14 protein-coding genes, 19 tRNA genes, 1 rRNA gene and 2 pseudogenes are annotated in these 14202 nt (G+C 49.2%); 6 read left to right on the forward strand and 30 right to left on the reverse strand.

The window, feature by feature from the left end; all coding sequences use genetic code 11:
• Positions 1 to 125 precede the first annotated feature (125 nt).
• Together sdaAB and sdaAA are read left to right on the forward strand one after the other, a co-directional pair.
• The gene (gene sdaAB, locus ACWGOO_RS20720; RefSeq protein ID WP_452486523.1) at positions 126 to 815 is read left to right on the forward strand and encodes an L-serine ammonia-lyase, iron-sulfur-dependent subunit beta; all 690 of its coding nucleotides are present in this window, start codon (positions 126 to 128) and stop codon (positions 813 to 815) included.
• Complete coding sequence (sdaAA, locus tag ACWGOO_RS20725; protein WP_452486525.1) at positions 805 to 1704, forward strand: L-serine ammonia-lyase, iron-sulfur-dependent, subunit alpha; 900 nt, start codon at positions 805 to 807, stop codon at positions 1702 to 1704. The genes sdaAB and sdaAA overlap by 11 nt, the downstream gene beginning before the upstream one ends.
• Positions 1705 to 1860: 156 nt before the next feature.
• Here the strand turns inward: sdaAA and ACWGOO_RS20730 are convergent, their stop codons facing one another.
• Complete coding sequence (locus tag ACWGOO_RS20730) at positions 1861 to 4197, reverse strand: Ig-like domain-containing protein (protein ID WP_452486527.1); 2337 nt, start codon at positions 4195 to 4197, stop codon at positions 1861 to 1863.
• Positions 4198 to 4331: 134 nt separating this feature from the next.
• Entirely contained in the window at positions 4332 to 4793 is a 462-nt protein-coding gene (locus tag ACWGOO_RS20735; RefSeq protein WP_452486529.1) for a pyridoxamine 5'-phosphate oxidase family protein, read from the reverse strand.
• A gap of 190 nt (positions 4794 to 4983) precedes the next feature.
• On the opposite strand from ACWGOO_RS20735, the gene ACWGOO_RS20740 reads away from it, so the two are divergent.
• Positions 4984 to 5355 carry a LysR family transcriptional regulator substrate-binding protein gene (locus ACWGOO_RS20740; RefSeq protein ID WP_452486531.1) on the forward strand — a complete coding sequence of 124 codons (372 nt, stop codon included), beginning with the start codon at positions 4984 to 4986 and terminating at the stop codon, positions 5353 to 5355.
• 29 nt (positions 5356 to 5384) lie between these two features.
• On the opposite strand, the gene ACWGOO_RS20745 is transcribed toward ACWGOO_RS20740, so the two are convergent.
• The 8 genes and pseudogenes from ACWGOO_RS20745 to ACWGOO_RS20780 all read right to left on the reverse strand — a co-directional run bounded on the left by ACWGOO_RS20745 (position 5385) and on the right by ACWGOO_RS20780 (position 9405).
• Entirely contained in the window at positions 5385 to 6569 is a 1185-nt protein-coding gene (locus tag ACWGOO_RS20745; protein WP_452486533.1) for a response regulator transcription factor, read from the reverse strand.
• Positions 6550 to 6747 (reverse strand): sensor histidine kinase, encoded by a 198-nt coding sequence (locus ACWGOO_RS20750; RefSeq protein WP_452486535.1) that lies wholly within the window; start codon positions 6745 to 6747, stop codon positions 6550 to 6552. Before ACWGOO_RS20750 ends, ACWGOO_RS20745 begins: the two co-directional genes overlap by 20 nt.
• Before the next feature lie 27 nt (positions 6748 to 6774).
• Entirely contained in the window at positions 6775 to 6945 is a 171-nt protein-coding gene (locus tag ACWGOO_RS20755) for a sensor histidine kinase (RefSeq protein WP_452486537.1), read from the reverse strand.
• A 113-nt stretch (positions 6946 to 7058) separates the two neighbouring features.
• Positions 7059 to 7235, reverse strand: a complete 177-nt coding sequence (locus ACWGOO_RS20760; RefSeq protein ID WP_452486539.1) for a hypothetical protein — start codon at positions 7233 to 7235, stop codon at positions 7059 to 7061.
• A 52-nt stretch (positions 7236 to 7287) separates the two neighbouring features.
• The gene (locus ACWGOO_RS20765) at positions 7288 to 7578 is read right to left on the reverse strand and encodes a hypothetical protein (RefSeq protein WP_452486541.1); all 291 of its coding nucleotides are present in this window, start codon (positions 7576 to 7578) and stop codon (positions 7288 to 7290) included.
• Positions 7579 to 7608: 30 nt separating this feature from the next.
• Positions 7609 to 8207 (reverse strand): annotated as a pseudogene (locus ACWGOO_RS20770) (carbohydrate ABC transporter permease).
• Positions 8208 to 8220: 13 nt separating this feature from the next.
• Positions 8221 to 8507 (reverse strand): annotated as a pseudogene (locus tag ACWGOO_RS20775) (carbohydrate ABC transporter permease); the annotation flags it as partial.
• A gap of 157 nt (positions 8508 to 8664) precedes the next feature.
• A complete protein-coding gene (locus ACWGOO_RS20780) occupies positions 8665 to 9405 on the reverse strand; it encodes a Crp/Fnr family transcriptional regulator (RefSeq protein WP_452486542.1) in 741 nt (246 codons plus the stop codon).
• A 298-nt stretch (positions 9406 to 9703) separates the two neighbouring features.
• Here ACWGOO_RS20780 and ACWGOO_RS20785 point away from each other — a divergent pair, with 298 nt between their 5' ends.
• The 3 genes from ACWGOO_RS20785 to ACWGOO_RS20795 all read left to right on the forward strand — a co-directional run bounded on the left by ACWGOO_RS20785 (position 9704) and on the right by ACWGOO_RS20795 (position 12004).
• On the forward strand, positions 9704 to 10153 hold the full coding sequence (locus ACWGOO_RS20785) for a GAF domain-containing protein (RefSeq protein WP_452486544.1): 450 nt from the start codon (positions 9704 to 9706) through the stop codon (positions 10151 to 10153).
• Positions 10154 to 10254: 101 nt separating this feature from the next.
• Positions 10255 to 10908 (forward strand): response regulator, encoded by a 654-nt coding sequence (locus ACWGOO_RS20790; protein ID WP_452486545.1) that lies wholly within the window; start codon positions 10255 to 10257, stop codon positions 10906 to 10908.
• Positions 10901 to 12004 carry a PAS domain-containing sensor histidine kinase gene (locus ACWGOO_RS20795; protein WP_452486546.1) on the forward strand — a complete coding sequence of 368 codons (1104 nt, stop codon included), beginning with the start codon at positions 10901 to 10903 and terminating at the stop codon, positions 12002 to 12004. Before ACWGOO_RS20790 ends, ACWGOO_RS20795 begins: the two co-directional genes overlap by 8 nt.
• Before the next feature lie 197 nt (positions 12005 to 12201).
• On the opposite strand, the gene ACWGOO_RS20800 is transcribed toward ACWGOO_RS20795, so the two are convergent.
• From ACWGOO_RS20800 to rrf, 20 genes are all read right to left on the reverse strand, one after another.
• Positions 12202 to 12272 (reverse strand) — tRNA-Gly (locus tag ACWGOO_RS20800).
• Between the two features lie 9 nt (positions 12273 to 12281).
• Positions 12282 to 12355, reverse strand: a tRNA-Pro gene (locus tag ACWGOO_RS20805).
• A 24-nt stretch (positions 12356 to 12379) separates the two neighbouring features.
• Positions 12380 to 12456, reverse strand: a tRNA-Arg gene (locus ACWGOO_RS20810).
• 26 nt (positions 12457 to 12482) lie between these two features.
• Positions 12483 to 12554: transfer RNA gene (locus ACWGOO_RS20815), tRNA-Cys, on the reverse strand.
• A gap of 10 nt (positions 12555 to 12564) precedes the next feature.
• A tRNA-Gly gene (locus tag ACWGOO_RS20820) sits at positions 12565 to 12639 on the reverse strand.
• 7 nt (positions 12640 to 12646) lie between these two features.
• A tRNA-Leu gene (locus ACWGOO_RS20825) sits at positions 12647 to 12734 on the reverse strand.
• A 14-nt stretch (positions 12735 to 12748) separates the two neighbouring features.
• Positions 12749 to 12824, reverse strand: a tRNA-Lys gene (locus ACWGOO_RS20830).
• A 4-nt stretch (positions 12825 to 12828) separates the two neighbouring features.
• Positions 12829 to 12903 (reverse strand) — tRNA-Gln (locus ACWGOO_RS20835).
• A 16-nt stretch (positions 12904 to 12919) separates the two neighbouring features.
• A tRNA-His gene (locus tag ACWGOO_RS20840) sits at positions 12920 to 12992 on the reverse strand.
• A gap of 20 nt (positions 12993 to 13012) precedes the next feature.
• A tRNA-Tyr gene (locus ACWGOO_RS20845) sits at positions 13013 to 13098 on the reverse strand.
• Positions 13099 to 13102: 4 nt separating this feature from the next.
• A tRNA-Thr gene (locus ACWGOO_RS20850) sits at positions 13103 to 13178 on the reverse strand.
• Between the two features lie 25 nt (positions 13179 to 13203).
• Positions 13204 to 13276: transfer RNA gene (locus ACWGOO_RS20855), tRNA-Phe, on the reverse strand.
• Positions 13277 to 13352: 76 nt separating this feature from the next.
• Positions 13353 to 13429, reverse strand: a tRNA-Asp gene (locus ACWGOO_RS20860).
• A 24-nt stretch (positions 13430 to 13453) separates the two neighbouring features.
• A tRNA-Met gene (locus tag ACWGOO_RS20865) sits at positions 13454 to 13527 on the reverse strand.
• Positions 13528 to 13559: 32 nt separating this feature from the next.
• Positions 13560 to 13635 (reverse strand) — tRNA-Val (locus tag ACWGOO_RS20870).
• A gap of 6 nt (positions 13636 to 13641) precedes the next feature.
• A tRNA-Glu gene (locus ACWGOO_RS20875) sits at positions 13642 to 13713 on the reverse strand.
• 102 nt (positions 13714 to 13815) lie between these two features.
• Positions 13816 to 13891 (reverse strand) — tRNA-Asn (locus ACWGOO_RS20880).
• A gap of 4 nt (positions 13892 to 13895) precedes the next feature.
• Positions 13896 to 13971: transfer RNA gene (locus ACWGOO_RS20885), tRNA-Ala, on the reverse strand.
• Between the two features lie 24 nt (positions 13972 to 13995).
• Positions 13996 to 14072, reverse strand: a tRNA-Ile gene (locus ACWGOO_RS20890).
• Positions 14073 to 14109: 37 nt separating this feature from the next.
• A 5S ribosomal RNA gene (gene rrf, locus ACWGOO_RS20895) occupies positions 14110 to 14202 on the reverse strand; the annotation flags it as partial.

Consider the following 14202-nt stretch of genomic DNA (forward strand, 5'->3'; position numbering starts at 1 on the left):
GGAGATTTCCTTATCCTGTCCTTTTTTGCGCTCACATGCTGCGTCAGCATTAGAAACCGTCACACCCGCGCAAAGGCACGGCATCACCATATACTATGGTATTCAAACATACAGGGGGCCACACCATGCGTTTCAAAGATGTATTTTCCATTATCGGTCCGGCTATGACCGGACCCTCCAGCTCGCATACTGCAGGCGCGGTGCGGCTCGCACGCGTTGCCCGGCACTGGCTCGGTGCGCAACCTGACCGTGCCCGCATGACGCTGTATGGCTCATTTGCCGATACGTACAAGGGACACGGCACAGACCTGGCACTCATTGCCGGACTGCTGAATTACGATACAGACGACCACCGGATCCCGGATGCCGAGCAATGTGCAGAGCAAGCCGGGATGGAACTAGAGTTCGCCGTCAGCAGACTACCTGCCCCCCATCCGAACACGGTCCGCTTCGAGCTATGGAAGGGCGAAGACCAGCGCACGCTGCTAGGCTCCTCCATCGGCGGTGGAAACATTCATGTCCAGCAGCTTAACGAATTCCGGGTCAATCTAACCGGAGAGCTGCCTACATTGGTGCTTCTTCACTCGGATAAGCCCGGAACATTAGGCATGGTGACTTCGGCGCTGGGCGCGGCTCACATTAACATTGCCTATATGCACGTAGATCGCAAAGGCCGGGATGGCGAAGCGCTCACTGCCATTGAAACCGATAGCCCCGCTCCGGCTGAATTAATTGCCGAATTACGGGCATTGCCTCATATGTACGAAATCAAAATAATTAATTTAAAAAAAGGAGCTGAATCCGATGCGGTTTAACCATCTGCATGAATTAGGTGCCTTGTGCGCCGAGGAATCCACTACGATGGGCCGGCTGATGATCAAGGAACAGGTACAAGAGACGAACACACCGGAGGAAGAAGTCTTCCGCCAAATGTCTGATTATTATGAAGTCATGAAGGAGGCCGTTCATCGGGGACAAACACAGGACACTGTATCCCGCAGCGGATTGACGGGCGGCGACGGCAAACGTCTGGCGGAATATTTGCGCGCAGGAGAAACCTGCTCTGGCGACGCCTCGGCGCTCGCTATGGCGTACGCCCTCTCCGTATCGGAGGTCAATGCGTCTATGGGGCGCATTGTCGCCACGCCCACCGCAGGCTCATGCGGGGTCATCCCCGGCGTGTTCATCAGCGCGCAGGAGCGGTTTGGCTGGGATGACGAGCATATGGTGCGCGGACTGTTCGCCGCTGGAGCGATTGGCTACGTCATCGCCAACAACTCCTTCATCTCCGGTGCGGAGGGAGGCTGTCAGGCCGAGATTGGCTCAGCCATCGGGATGGCCGCAGGCGCTATGGTCGAGCTGCGCGGCGGTACGCCGGAACAGGCCATCCATGCAGTGGGCCTCGCGCTCAAGAACACCCTCGGCTTGATTTGCGACCCCGTCGCCGGACTCGTGGAGATTCCATGCATCGTGCGCAACGGGCTGGGAGCCGTGACCGCGCTTGCCGCCGCGGATATGGCTCTGGCGGGTGTGCGCAGCGCCATCCCGTCTGACGAAGTCATCGACGTGATGCTTGAAGTCGGCAGCGCGATGCCATCCAAGCACCGCGAGACCGCCAAAGGCGGCCTGGCCCAAACGCCAACTGGTAAGCGTTTAACCGAATCACTTACGCGCAACATACCAGCCAAGAAGGATAAGTCATAGCTTCTAGGCGACTGCCACCCCAAATACACATGGGGAGAGAAACAGTCGCCTTATAAGAAAAGAGCAAGCATATCGTCCCTGGACGTATGCTTGCTCTTTTTTACACTTCACTCCGTTGCAAGTCACATCCATGTGCCTCCCCAAAAATAGGGCAGCTTACTGAACATTTACCTGTACCTTCGTCGTTTTACCTGCATATTTCACAGTAATTACAGCTTTACCTTTACCCTGTGCCTTAATGCTGCCGTCTTTGACCGTAGCAACAATAATTCGGGACGAGGACCAGATAGCCGGCTTGGATACATCCTTCTCCGACTCATCCTTATACGTAGCTGTAGCCGTAACCTTAGCTACCTGTCCTGCTTTCAAATTCAACGAGACTTCGTTAGTCTGCAAATATTTAAGCGTATCGACATCCACCGGTACGGTGATATATTTCCCGCCGAACTTCGCTTGAATATTGGTTTTACCGTAGCTTACTGCGGTAACCCGGCCCTTTTTGACCGTAGCTACCTTATAATTGGACGTTTTCCATTCGGCTTGGGCCGTAACGTCTTTTTCTTTGCCATCACTGGATTTGACCACAATCGCGATGGTTTTTTGATCTCCGGATTGAAGCGATAACGCGATAGCATCCGTCTCAATCTGTTGAGCTACATCCACTTCTACTGTAAATGTAATGCTTTGCTTGCCATAAGAAGCGGTAACGGTTGCCTTACCGCTGCCATTAGCTTTGATCAAGCCCTCGCTAACCTCGACCACCTTCACACTGCTGGTGGACCAGGTGGCGTCCTTGGTTACATCTGTTTTGGTACCACCGCTCTTGACGCCTGTTACTTTCAACTGCTTCGTTTCCTGGGCACCGAGCGCAATTACGCGTGTGTCTGTTTCCAGACGGTCTACGAGGCCGACTTGTACGTTGATCGCCAGCTTTTTGCCATTATAGGTGGCGGTAATAACCGCCTTCCCCACTGCTTTACCTGTAATTGTACCTTTGGACACCGAAGCAACATCTTCCGCACTTGAAGTCCATTCTGCATTCTGTGTCACATCTTCCTTACGTCCATCGGCATAAGTAGCAGTCAAAGTTGCAATGTAATCCTCATTAATATCAATCGTTGCTGTTTTGGAGGACAGGGCCAGGCCACCAGGCACATTCACAGATACCGTCGCTGTGACTGTTTTGCCGCCATAAGAAGCAGTGATCGTTGCCTCACCTGTTTTATAGCCCGTTACTTCGCCCTTACTGACAAATGCAATATCTTCATTGCTGGATTTCCAGCCTGCCTTGCTTGTAATATCTTCTTCCGTACCTGTTACGTACGTCGCGGTCAGCTTGAGCTTTTTGGTTTCCTTGGCATTCAGGCTCAGCTTCTCCTCACTCAAATTGAGATATCTGGAGGTTTCAACGTCTATTTTAATCGCAACTGTCTTATCACCATACTTAGCGGTCACCGTAGCTGAACCCGCTCCAATTGCCATAATCGTTCCTTTATTCACCGTCGCAATTTTCTCATCACTTGTTGACCATGTCGCTTTATCTGTGATATCGGTTACCGTTCTATCCGGGTAAACGGCAGAAACCTGTACTTTTTTAGATTCATCTAAATTTAGAAAAATATTGGATTCGCTGGCTTTCAGCTTATTCGTTTGATCGACATCCACCGAAATGGTAGCAGACATCGTACCGTATTTACCTGTAATCGTCGCTTTACCCGCACTGTAGCCCGTAATGGTACCTTTCAGTACATCCGCCACTGCTGCATTGCTGGAGCTCCAGTCTGCGGACTCCGTAACATCCTGCACCGTTCCATCCGGGAAGCTAGCCGTCAATTTAACCTTCTCGGTATCCTTCAACAAAAGGGAAACTTCTGATGAACTGACATCCAGACGCTTCACCTGCTCCACCTGCACAGCAATCGTTACGGTCTGTTGACCGTATACAGCTTTCATATTGGCTGTACCTGCTCCCTGAGCGGTAACCAATCCGTTAACAACGGTAGCCACCTTTTGATTATCCGAGGTCCAAGTCGCATCACCCGATACCTGAGCTGTCGTGTTATCACTGTAAGTCGCTGTCAGATCGACCTGTCCTGTGCCACTTGAACGCAAGTTCAGGCTTTGCACACTAGATGTGAGCGCCTTAACCTTTTTCGTTACATGTACCTGAACCGATTGTATCTTATCTTTATAGGTCGCAACCACAGTCGCATCCCCTTCGCCCTTACCAGAAACTGTACCGTTATATACCGTAGCAATAGCAGTATTATCACTTTTCCAATCCGTACTTACGGTTACATTTGAGGTTGTCCCATCGTTAAAAACAGCCGTAGCCGTTATCGCAGACGTACCTCCCTGCTGTAAACTTACCTCGTTAGAGGAAAGAACAATTTTGGAAAGCACCGGATCAGCCGCGAATGCAAACCCTGCATATGATGTAAAACTTGAGATCAGGATGACCAACGCCAAAAAACCAGACCACCTATTCTTCAAAATCTAATTCCCTCCCATTTCGAAACTTAAAATTAAGGATTTCGCAAAATCCTTATACCTACGTTTTATGTCGACATATGGAAAAAAATAATTTAGGTTTTAGGGAAAACTTGGTCCTTATTGACTACTAAATTTTACATTAACAGTTCTGCTACTGTTTCTTTCCAGCGATTCACCACCAATTCCGGCTTCTTGAGACGAACCGTGACACCCGTCAAGATATCTGCATATTGGGCCGAATCCTCTCTGGCTGCGAATACTTGTGCCGCAAAACGCTCGCGTACATGCTTCGCCTCAGGCAAAACCGGCAGATGTTCCAGCGACAAACGGACATAATGTGCCTTCCCGCCAATGAACACCGCGAGCGTAGCCTTTCCGGTACGAATCATGTTGCCCGTTGTGGTCGTGCCCGGCCACAGTGCCAGCCGCAGATTGCCTTCGTCTAGCGCTACAACCTCGCCCACGCTAACCATCGCAATATGCGGCCACTGGTCCTCTGTGACCGTTAGCAACATCATTGCTTCATGCTGCTTGTACTCCAGCCCCTTGCCGTCCAGCAGCGTGAACAGCTCCTTACCGATCCTTGGTGTCTGCATGAAGTATAACCCCCTTTACATTTGGCCTATATCTTCAAAGTACCATAATTTACAGCTCCTTACGAACAACCCTGTACCCACCCTGGAATAGGAGGGCGTTTCTTTTGTTGCGGTACTTCCATGTGAATGGGCAGATCGTCATCCGAGCGGCGAAATCACGTTACAGGAAGCTGCCAGCTATGACCTCTTGTTGGCACGCCGAACAGAAGGACACGGGCTATACGAAACTGTCATCTGCAAATTTCAGGAACACCATCTTATTCCGCGCGTCGTACTGGATTGTCCTGAAATATCGACCATTTTCTCGCTCGTATCCACAGGCATGGGGATTACCATCATTCCTGACGCTGGCTTGGGACAAGAATACGGAAACAGATTTCGCACACTCTCCATCAAGAAACCGTTTCCCTTTACCCGACCTGCCGTCGAATGGCGCAAGGATGTTATTTATCCAATACAGCTCGCAAATTGGTTGAACAGCTACAAGCTGGAGACACGAAAAAGACTGCTCCCGAGTAGATGCTCTACAGCTCTACTCATGAGACAGCCCTATGCTGGATGAACCTCTGCCATTCCTTCGTTAATACGGCCTTATTTGACTTCCTGATGCCGATACTCGGTTGGAGTCATTCCACATTTGCGCCGGAATACTTGCGTAAAATGCCGCAGGTCCTGATAGCCAATCCGCTCGGAAATATCAGCCAGGCGAAGATGAGGGTCACCGAGCAGCCGCTTCGCTTCCTCCATCCGCAAGCTAATAACGTAATCCTTGTAGCCTTGTCCGGTTTTTTGCTTGAACAACTGGCTGAAATACACTGGATTCAAAAAGACGACCGAAGCCACCTTCTCCAGCGACAATTCCTCTGTAAAATGGGCCCGGATATATTGCAACGCTACATCCACCGTATGCATGCCTTTTCGCAAACATTCTCCGGCGTCCACTGCCGCCGCTGCAATCTCATCGGGCGTTCGTCTTAGCCGTGCCACTTCTTCGGGAATGGACGCAAAATTGCGATGAACCCCCGAACGCGTAATTTGTAGCGGCACCTTCACATATCGCTTCAAGTGGGATTCGAGCAACGTTTTCAGCCGTGTCGCCTCTGCCTCATCCCGCAGCCGCGCAATGCCCAGCAGGCTATGGCGGTCGAGACTGACGACAAAACCGCTGCCACCCGCCTCAATCAGCTCAGATAGTACATTTTCAATCATAAAATGCTCCAGGTGCGTCTGCTTGTAATCAGGTTCCATACGAACCATGAAGAGATGAAACTCCGGATAATTTTCCACAAACGGCTGTATATCGAGCTTCCCAGTATCCAGTCCAAGTGCATATCGTTGAAAAACAGCTTCACGCAAATAGACCCTATTGGAATTGAGGAGCTTGCCCTCGTTCGCCTGCTGTGGAGCGACAAGTGCTTCGGCCGCCAGCATTTCAATGCATTCCAGCAGCTTTTTTTTGCCGATCGGCTTTAACAGGTAGTTTTTGGCACCCAGCTTTACTGCTCTTTGTGCATATTGGAAGTCGGAATGGGCCGAAATAACAATCCACTGTAGGTGAGGATGCTTTCGCTTGGAAATACGCATGAATTCCAGACCATCCATACCGGGCATTAGGATATTGGTCAATACAATATCCACGGGATGCTCCGCCAGAATGCCCGCTGCTTCCTCGGTGGAAGCAGCGAGATGAATACCGCAGGCTGGCAGAGCCTGGCCAATGGTGCGCCGAATCCCCTGCCGAATCATACTTTCATCGTCAGCGATCAGAATATTCATGTTTCTCCTCCTTCTGTGGCTGAGGCACACTTACAGTGGCAGTCGTTCCGGCCCCAGGTGCGCTGGAGATCCGTAGACTGTACTCTTCTCCGAACATGTGCCGTAGCCGTAAATTTAGGTTTTGCAGGCCGATGCCTCCCGCCTGCCCGCCGCCCGTCTGCTTGTCGGGTTCTGCCAAAGCAACCTGAACCACCTCCCATCGTTCCTACTCCATCCCTGCACCGTTATCTATAATATCCAGACTTAATACGTCACCATATTCCTCTGCTCTGACGAGCAGCTTGCCGCCTGTATTCGCATGAAGAGACTCCAGTCCTTGCTTGGTCGCATTTTCAATCAACGGCTGTAAGGTCATTTTCGGCAAACGAATACCCATCCAGCGCTCATCAATACTGATGCCTACGGATACCCTGCCTTCCAGCCGTGCCTAGATAATCGTGAGGTAATGCCCGATCTGATCCTGCCCCTTTTCATCCAGCATCCAATAGATCATATCCAGCGCTTCAGCGGAAGCGAAATACGTCTGGAGACGATGGACGCAATCAGCACGGACACAATCATGAGTACAGGCACCGCAATGAGCAAATACCTTTGATTTTGCACCAGTTCCACGTTCAATTCCCCGCTGGATGTCACACTAATGACCGACCCATCGGCAAACGACAACTTGAGAGCGATTACAGCCTTCTCATTACTCCGATTTACAATGACATCATCCTCAGGTACCTGCTGCTTCAGACTTTGCAGATCCGGAGTTATATACCTTGCCTGTGTCTGTAATGACGTGAATGCTGATCGATTTGGACAGACTGTTATAGCTGCTGAGCAGCAATTCGAGCAGTCCTGCCGTTTGGGAAACATTTTTACGAGCCAACTCACTGACCTTATCATGGAACTGTACTGTGATACGGTTATAAAATAACAAACTGATCGCCAGCACCATACCAGACATGCTCAATAGGAATAGAATAAATAAGCAGTAGTGAATAGACTGAAAACGGCGCATCATACCTCTGTGCGCTCCTTTCGAATCGCTCGCCTACCCTTTAACCGCCCCCGCTACATGCCCTTGATCATCTTTTCGGACAGGACAAAATAAATAATGATGATTGGTAAGGCTCCCATGACCAGAAAAGCACCAATATTACCGTAATTCACAGAATACTGGCTGACGAACGTATAGACACCGAAAGGGAGCGTTTTAAGCTTCTCCGATGAGATAAAGGTAGCAGCCATAATGTATTCATTCCAGATGTTCATGAAAGTTAATATGCACACCGTCATGATGGGTGGATTCGAGATGGGTAAAATTACACTGCGGAAAATACGATACACGCTCGCTCCATCAATGTAAGCGGATTCTTCAATTTCGTGGGGAATGGACCGCATAAAGCCGGATAAGATGAAGACCGCAATCGGTGTCTGAGCCTGCATCGGAATCATCATCCCGATCAGAAACTCATAGGCTTCCTGATAGTTGTGCTACTGGGGCACTTGAGGGAGTGCAAAGAAGCTTGCACTCAAAATTTCTTCATTTGTCTTCAACGAATAGGTCAGCAGCCAAAAGAGTGGATACAGCTGCGTGACGATCAAAACCGCCAGCAAGGAAAAGACCAACGTTTTTTTCATGGTGTTCACAGCTTTATCCCCTTTAGTTTACCTTATTTTCGATTCTTGGAAAACAAAATTTATCACAATTGTAAATGACAAACAAATTACTACAAGAAATGAAGCCAATGCGCTGCCATATCCATATTTCATAGACAAAAAGGACATGTTGTACATATACGTGGACACCGTATCCGTCGCATGAGCCGGACCTCCACCCGTCATCACCCAGATCAGATCGAACGATTGCAAAGAACCAATAAAGGCCAATACAATTGATATTTTGAAAATAGGCACAACGAACGGCAGCGTAATATAGCGGTCTGCTTTAACAGGTTGAAATAGATTAATAATTGTCTCCCCAGCTAATTAACCGCTATACGGCGTTGATTAGCTTTTTCATGTTATACATGTATAAAAAAAGGTTGTCAGAAGGCATAAATAAGGCGGGTTCTCAGGGACTCCGCCTTATTTATGTTCATATTTTTTAGAGTCGGCAGATTTCATGCGCACATGGGCCGTACGAAGGGCAGGAGCACATCACGCGCAGTACCTTGAGGTCATGAATGACTATTTTGCCATCCCGCGTATCAAGCGTTCCCTGCTCTTTCAACGAGCTCAGCATCCGATTCACACTCTCACGCGTCGCTCCAATTATTTCACCCAGCTCGGTGTGACTCAGCTTCATATTCAGTAAAATGCCGTCTTTTACTGCTACACCGCATGTGTTGCTCGCCCGGATTAGCGTAGAGGCCAGTGCTCCTGCTTTGCCGTATAACAGCAGATCGCGAAACCGCGATTGCATAATCCGTTGCTTCATTGCCATCCACTGAATAAATTGCAGTCCCATTGCTCCATTTTTGGACAGAAGCGATTCTAGATCCTGGACACGCACCACGCCCAGCTCACAGGCATCGGCTGTTTCTGCAGTGCAGCTATACTCTTCTCCATCCATCCCGCTGAACTCCCCGATCAAGTCGCCTTGATGCTGAATGGTCAAAATCAATTCTTTTCCGTCTTCTGTAGACTTGCGAAGCTTAACATGGCCCGAATGTATATAATATAGCTGCTCCGATTCTTCGCCCTCTCTAAAAAGCGTAATACCCGCCTTCACCTTTTTCCAGGACATGAGATCCTTCAACAGCCCAAAATGTTCCTCAGTCAAAAAAAGCTGAATTCCCGACCGTTCCACCTCAACCCCAAACCGTTCCGTACAAGTGGCTTGCATGTTAGCGTCCTCCTCGTATTTACCTGATATCTATATCATAATGTTTTGACGCATCATTTGTTATCAGGAGAACACCTGATTTTACACCTTCCTACTCCCTGATTCGCTATGATAAATATCACTTCCATCATCAAGCAGAGCCTAATTTATTGGCTTCCCTCCTACTCCTTGCCCCGCTGTTCAAAAGTCAGTGTTTCCTGCACCTATAGATCAGGGGGTTCCCTGACTTACTTTTATAACTGCCGGGGCTACAATAAGTTATGGTTACAGTTTTGTTACGAAAAAGGATGTGTCTTCTATGCTAGAAATAACGGATGAAATGCGCAAAACACTGGATCAGTTGAGGGATCATATCTATGGGGATCTCACAGCACTTGCACTCATCTCCAAGGCAGGTGGTAGGTTGCAATGGTATTATGCCTCTGGCAGCCGTAGCGAACGCTATCGGCGTATTTCTTTTAAGGTAGGACATGGTATTGCCGGGATGGCTGTTCGTCTGGGGCGTACCGTGACCGTAAGTGCTATGCTCTCCGGTAGCATCCGTTTACGTCAGGAATGTGCGCTGATGCTGGCGGAGCAGCTTCACTCTGCTGTGGCTATTCCCTTTTCCAGCACAGGGGATCTGCCGAACGGTGTATTGCTTCTCGGTAATCGTGATGTGAGAGTGTTCACCGATTCCGACGTCGCAGGGGCCACACAAGTCGCCGAGCAGCTTGGTCAGCTATGTGCCCTCACTCTTGCTCTATGAGATCATATAACCGTACCTAACTGTCAATGTTGATTGGAATCCCCTAAATTTGATATGATGATGACAAAACGCACGGTTCTACCGTTCGAGGGGATGACAAATTGATTCGTATACTTGTAGTGGATGATCATGTTGTCGTACGTTCCGGCCTCATGGCCCTATTGGACGGCAAACACGGTATTAAGGTGGTAGGAGATGCAGCGGACGGGGATGAAGCGATTCGCAAGGCGATAGAGTTACAACCCAATGTCGTACTCATGGATTTTAGTATGCCGCCTGGCAAAGACGGTCTTACAGCAACCACTGAATTGAAAAAACAGTTGCCCGATACGGAAGTGCTCATTTTAACGATGCATGACGATGAAGAATATCTGTTCCGAGCTATTCAGTCTGGAGCTTCCGGATATATTTTAAAAAGCGCACCTCACGAGGAATTACTCGCTGCCATTCAGTCTGTGGCCGAAGGTAGCGCCTATCTGTACCCGAATGCAACCAAACGGCTAATAAGTGAATATCTGGATAAGACCAAAAAGGAAGGCATAACCGGCCCGTATGAGTCCCTTTCTGAACGGGAAAAGGAAATCCTTTCGTGGGTAGCCAAGGGATATGCGAACAGGGAAATTGCCGAGCGGTTGGTGATCAGCGTCAAAACCGTTGAGTCCCACAAAAGTAACCTGATGGAGAAGCTTAGCCTGAAAACACGGCCCGAGCTGGTCAAATTTGCACTGAAAAAGGGGTTGCTGCATTATGAATGAACCTTCTAATCCTCTGCTCCAGCATGCTTTTGGCAAGTCAGCCGATAAGCTACTGGATGATTTGGAAGCGCATATACCGGAATCACCTTTTCTTCATGCACTGCGTAACTCACTCCACCAGTTATCCAATCTGAAATTCGCGCTGGATACGTCCTCTATCGTTGCTTTGACCGATCACCGGGGCATTATTCAGTATGTGAACGACAAGTTTTGCGAGATTTCGCAATACAGTCGGGAAGAGCTGATCGGTCGGGATCATCGCCTCATTAATTCGGACTATCATACCCCTGCTTTTATGAAAAACCTGTGGACCACAATTCGCTCAGGCGAGGTATGGCAGGGAGAAATACGTAATCGAGCGAAAGACGACACCTACTATTGGGTGAATACCACCATCGTTCCGTTCATGGACGAAGAAGGCAAGCCCTATCAGTATTTGGCGATCCGTAACGAGGTAACCAAACAAAAAAAAGTAGAAGCTGAGCTTCAGACGATGATGACGCAAGTGATGCAAATACAGGAAGAAGAACGCAGGCGTTTTTCAAGAGAACTGCATGATGGAATTGGGCAAAGCTTGTTTTCGCTTATTATTCAACTGGATAGCCAGCTTGCCGAACAGCCTAGCCCTGCTTTGGAAAAGCTGCGTTCACAGGTGACTGACATTATTAAAGATGTCCGCGGACTAGCGTGGGAACTTCGTCCCTCAGTTCTGGATGATTTGGGCGTCGTACCGGCCATACGAACCTATATTGAAAACTATTGTTCTCATTACGGGATTGAGGTACATTTTCAATGTAATTTGCGTAAACGCCTTGATATCGGTAAGGAAATAGCGATTTATCGGATTGTACAGGAAGCATTGACGAATGTAGCCAAGTATGCGGACGTAGCAGAGGCACATGTCGACGTAGAGGATCAGGGTGAAGTCATACAAGTGACTATTGGGGACGAGGGTGTCGGATTCTCTGAGCAATCTCAAGGGGAAGGCGTGGGACTGTTCAGCATGGAGGAACGAGCCAGGGGCATAGGAGGATGGATCAGCGTAACCTCTGCACCGGAACATGGGACCTCCATCCAACTGACCATTCCCGTGTAAAGATACGCCTACCGGATCGGTATGTGCCCCTAACCGATTCGGTAGGTACATACCAATTGCGTAGATAGCTCAATAGAAATTATACCGTTCAGTACAAGAAGCAGCACAAATAAGCAAAAAAGAGAGCGTTGTCCTCAGACAAGCTCTCTTTTTATAAGGTGTCACCACTGAGGCAACAAGAATCCGCTATAGCAAAAAGCGGGTGATGGGAATCGAACCCACGCTATCAGCTTGGAAGGCTGAAGTTCTACCATTGAACTACACCCGCAAATCAGTATCGGGATGACACGATTTGAACATGCGACCCCCTGGTCCCAAACCAGGTGCTCTACCAAGCTGAGCTACATCCCGATATTATACATTTTTTCAATAAAATGGCGCGCCCTGAGAGATTCGAACTCCCGGCCTTTTGATTCGTAGTCAAACGCTCTATCCAGCTGAGCTAAGGGCGCATAATGTAATCCATAATGAACAGTAAAGGCGCCACCCAGATTTGAACTGGGGAGTGAAGCTTTTGCAGAGCTTTGCCTTACCACTTGGCTATGGCGCCGAATGGATAATGGAGCGGACGACGGGAATCGAACCCGCGACCCTCGCCTTGGCAAGGCGATGCTCTACCGCTGAGCCACGTCCGCAAAAATATGGTGCGGTCGAGAGGACTCGAACCTCCACGGGGGGTTAGCCCACACGGACCTGAACCGTGCGCGTCTGCCAATTCCGCCACGACCGCAAAATAAATATAAATGGTGAGCCATGAAGGATTCGAACCTTCGACACCCTGATTAAAAGTCAGGTGCTCTACCAGCTGAGCTAATGGCTCTTAATGGCTGGGGATATAGGATTTGAACCTATGCATGACGGAGTCAAAGTCCGTTGCCTTACCGCTTGGCTAATCCCCATTAACTGAAAATAAAGGGCGGCCGATGGGGCTTGAACCCACGAATGCCGGAGTCACAGTCCGGTGCGTTAACCACTTCGCCACGACCGCCATAATGATTATGAAAAGACTGGTGGAGGATGATGGATTCGAACCACCGAACCCGTAAGGGAGCAGATTTACAGTCTGATGCGTTTGGCCACTTCGCTAATCCTCCAAAATGGTGCCGGCGAGAGGACTTGAACCCCCAACCTACTGATTACAAGTCAGTTGCTCTACCAGTTGAGCTACACCGGCACATTACTCATTTCCACTTGAAAGGTGGCTCGGGACGGAATCGAACCGCCGACACGAGGATTTTCAGTCCTCTGCTCTACCGACTGAGCTACCGAGCCATATATTGTTTTATATCTTTAATATATAAAATGACGTTATATATAATAAAAAATGCCAGTTATATATTTCATAAAATGGCGGAACTGACGGGATTCGAACCCGCGATCTCCTGCGTGACAGGCAGGCATGTTAGGCCTCTACACCACAGTTCCATAGATGTTACTAAGGAAAGTCAATTGCGGGGACAGGATTTGAACCTGTGACCTTCGGGTTATGAGCCCGACGAGCTACCGAACTGCTCCACCCCGCGATAGTAAAAGAGATTGCTTGTAATAATATAAATGGTGGAGGCTGAGGGGATCGAACCCCCGACCCTCTGCTTGTAAGGCAGATGCTCTCCCAGCTGAGCTAAGCCTCCATACTATGACCCGTAGGGGAATCGAACCCCTGTTACCTCCGTGAAAGGGAGGTGTCTTAACCGCTTGACCAACGGGCCTTACAAAAAAGTCTTGAATTTTTTAAAAATTTTATGGCAGAGAAAGAAAAATTCGAATCCTCGCGCCACCTTATATAATACAATTCAGAAATATTCAAAATTTGGCTCCCCGAACAGGACTCGAACCTGTGACAACTCGATTAACAGTCGAGTGCTCTACCAACTGAGCTATCAGGGAATATTGGTGGAGCCAAGCGGGATCGAACCGCTGACCTCCTGCGTGCAAGGCAGGCGCTCTCCCAGCTGAGCTATGGCCCCAGTCATTTGGTGTTAATCAAGAAGTGGTGGGCCTTAGTGGACTCGAACCACCGACCTCACCCTTATCAGGGGTGCGCTCTAACCAGCTGAGCTAAAGGCCCTAATATGTATGTCTTCATTATCCTCTAAAGGGATATTGCTTGGCGGCGTCCTACTCTCCCAGGACCCTGCGGTCCAAGTACCATCGGCGCTGGAGGGCTTAACGGTCGTGTTCGGGATGGGTACGTGTGG

Source organism: Paenibacillus sp. NPDC055715 (assembly GCF_053617595.1).

Bases quoted from the DNA above. Each gene is read 5' to 3' on its own strand.
- sdaAB (WP_452486523.1), top strand. From the start codon at position 126: ATGCGTTTCAAAGATGTATTTTCCATTATCGGTCCGGCTATGACCGGA.
- sdaAA (WP_452486525.1), top strand. From the start codon at position 805: ATGCGGTTTAACCATCTGCATGAATTAGGTGCCTTGTGCGCCGAGGAA.
- ACWGOO_RS20735 (WP_452486529.1), bottom strand. From the start codon at position 4,793: ATGCAGACACCAAGGATCGGTAAGGAGCTGTTCACGCTGCTGGACGGC.
- ACWGOO_RS20745 (WP_452486533.1), bottom strand. From the start codon at position 6,569: ATGAATATTCTGATCGCTGACGATGAAAGTATGATTCGGCAGGGGATT.
- ACWGOO_RS20755 (WP_452486537.1), bottom strand. From the start codon at position 6,945: ATGGGTATTCGTTTGCCGAAAATGACCTTACAGCCGTTGATTGAAAAT.
- ACWGOO_RS20765 (WP_452486541.1), bottom strand. From the start codon at position 7,578: ATGATGCGCCGTTTTCAGTCTATTCACTACTGCTTATTTATTCTATTC.
- ACWGOO_RS20780 (WP_452486542.1), bottom strand. From the start codon at position 9,405: ATGCAAGCCACTTGTACGGAACGGTTTGGGGTTGAGGTGGAACGGTCG.
- ACWGOO_RS20785 (WP_452486544.1), top strand. From the start codon at position 9,704: ATGCTAGAAATAACGGATGAAATGCGCAAAACACTGGATCAGTTGAGG.
- ACWGOO_RS20795 (WP_452486546.1), top strand. From the start codon at position 10,901: ATGAATGAACCTTCTAATCCTCTGCTCCAGCATGCTTTTGGCAAGTCA.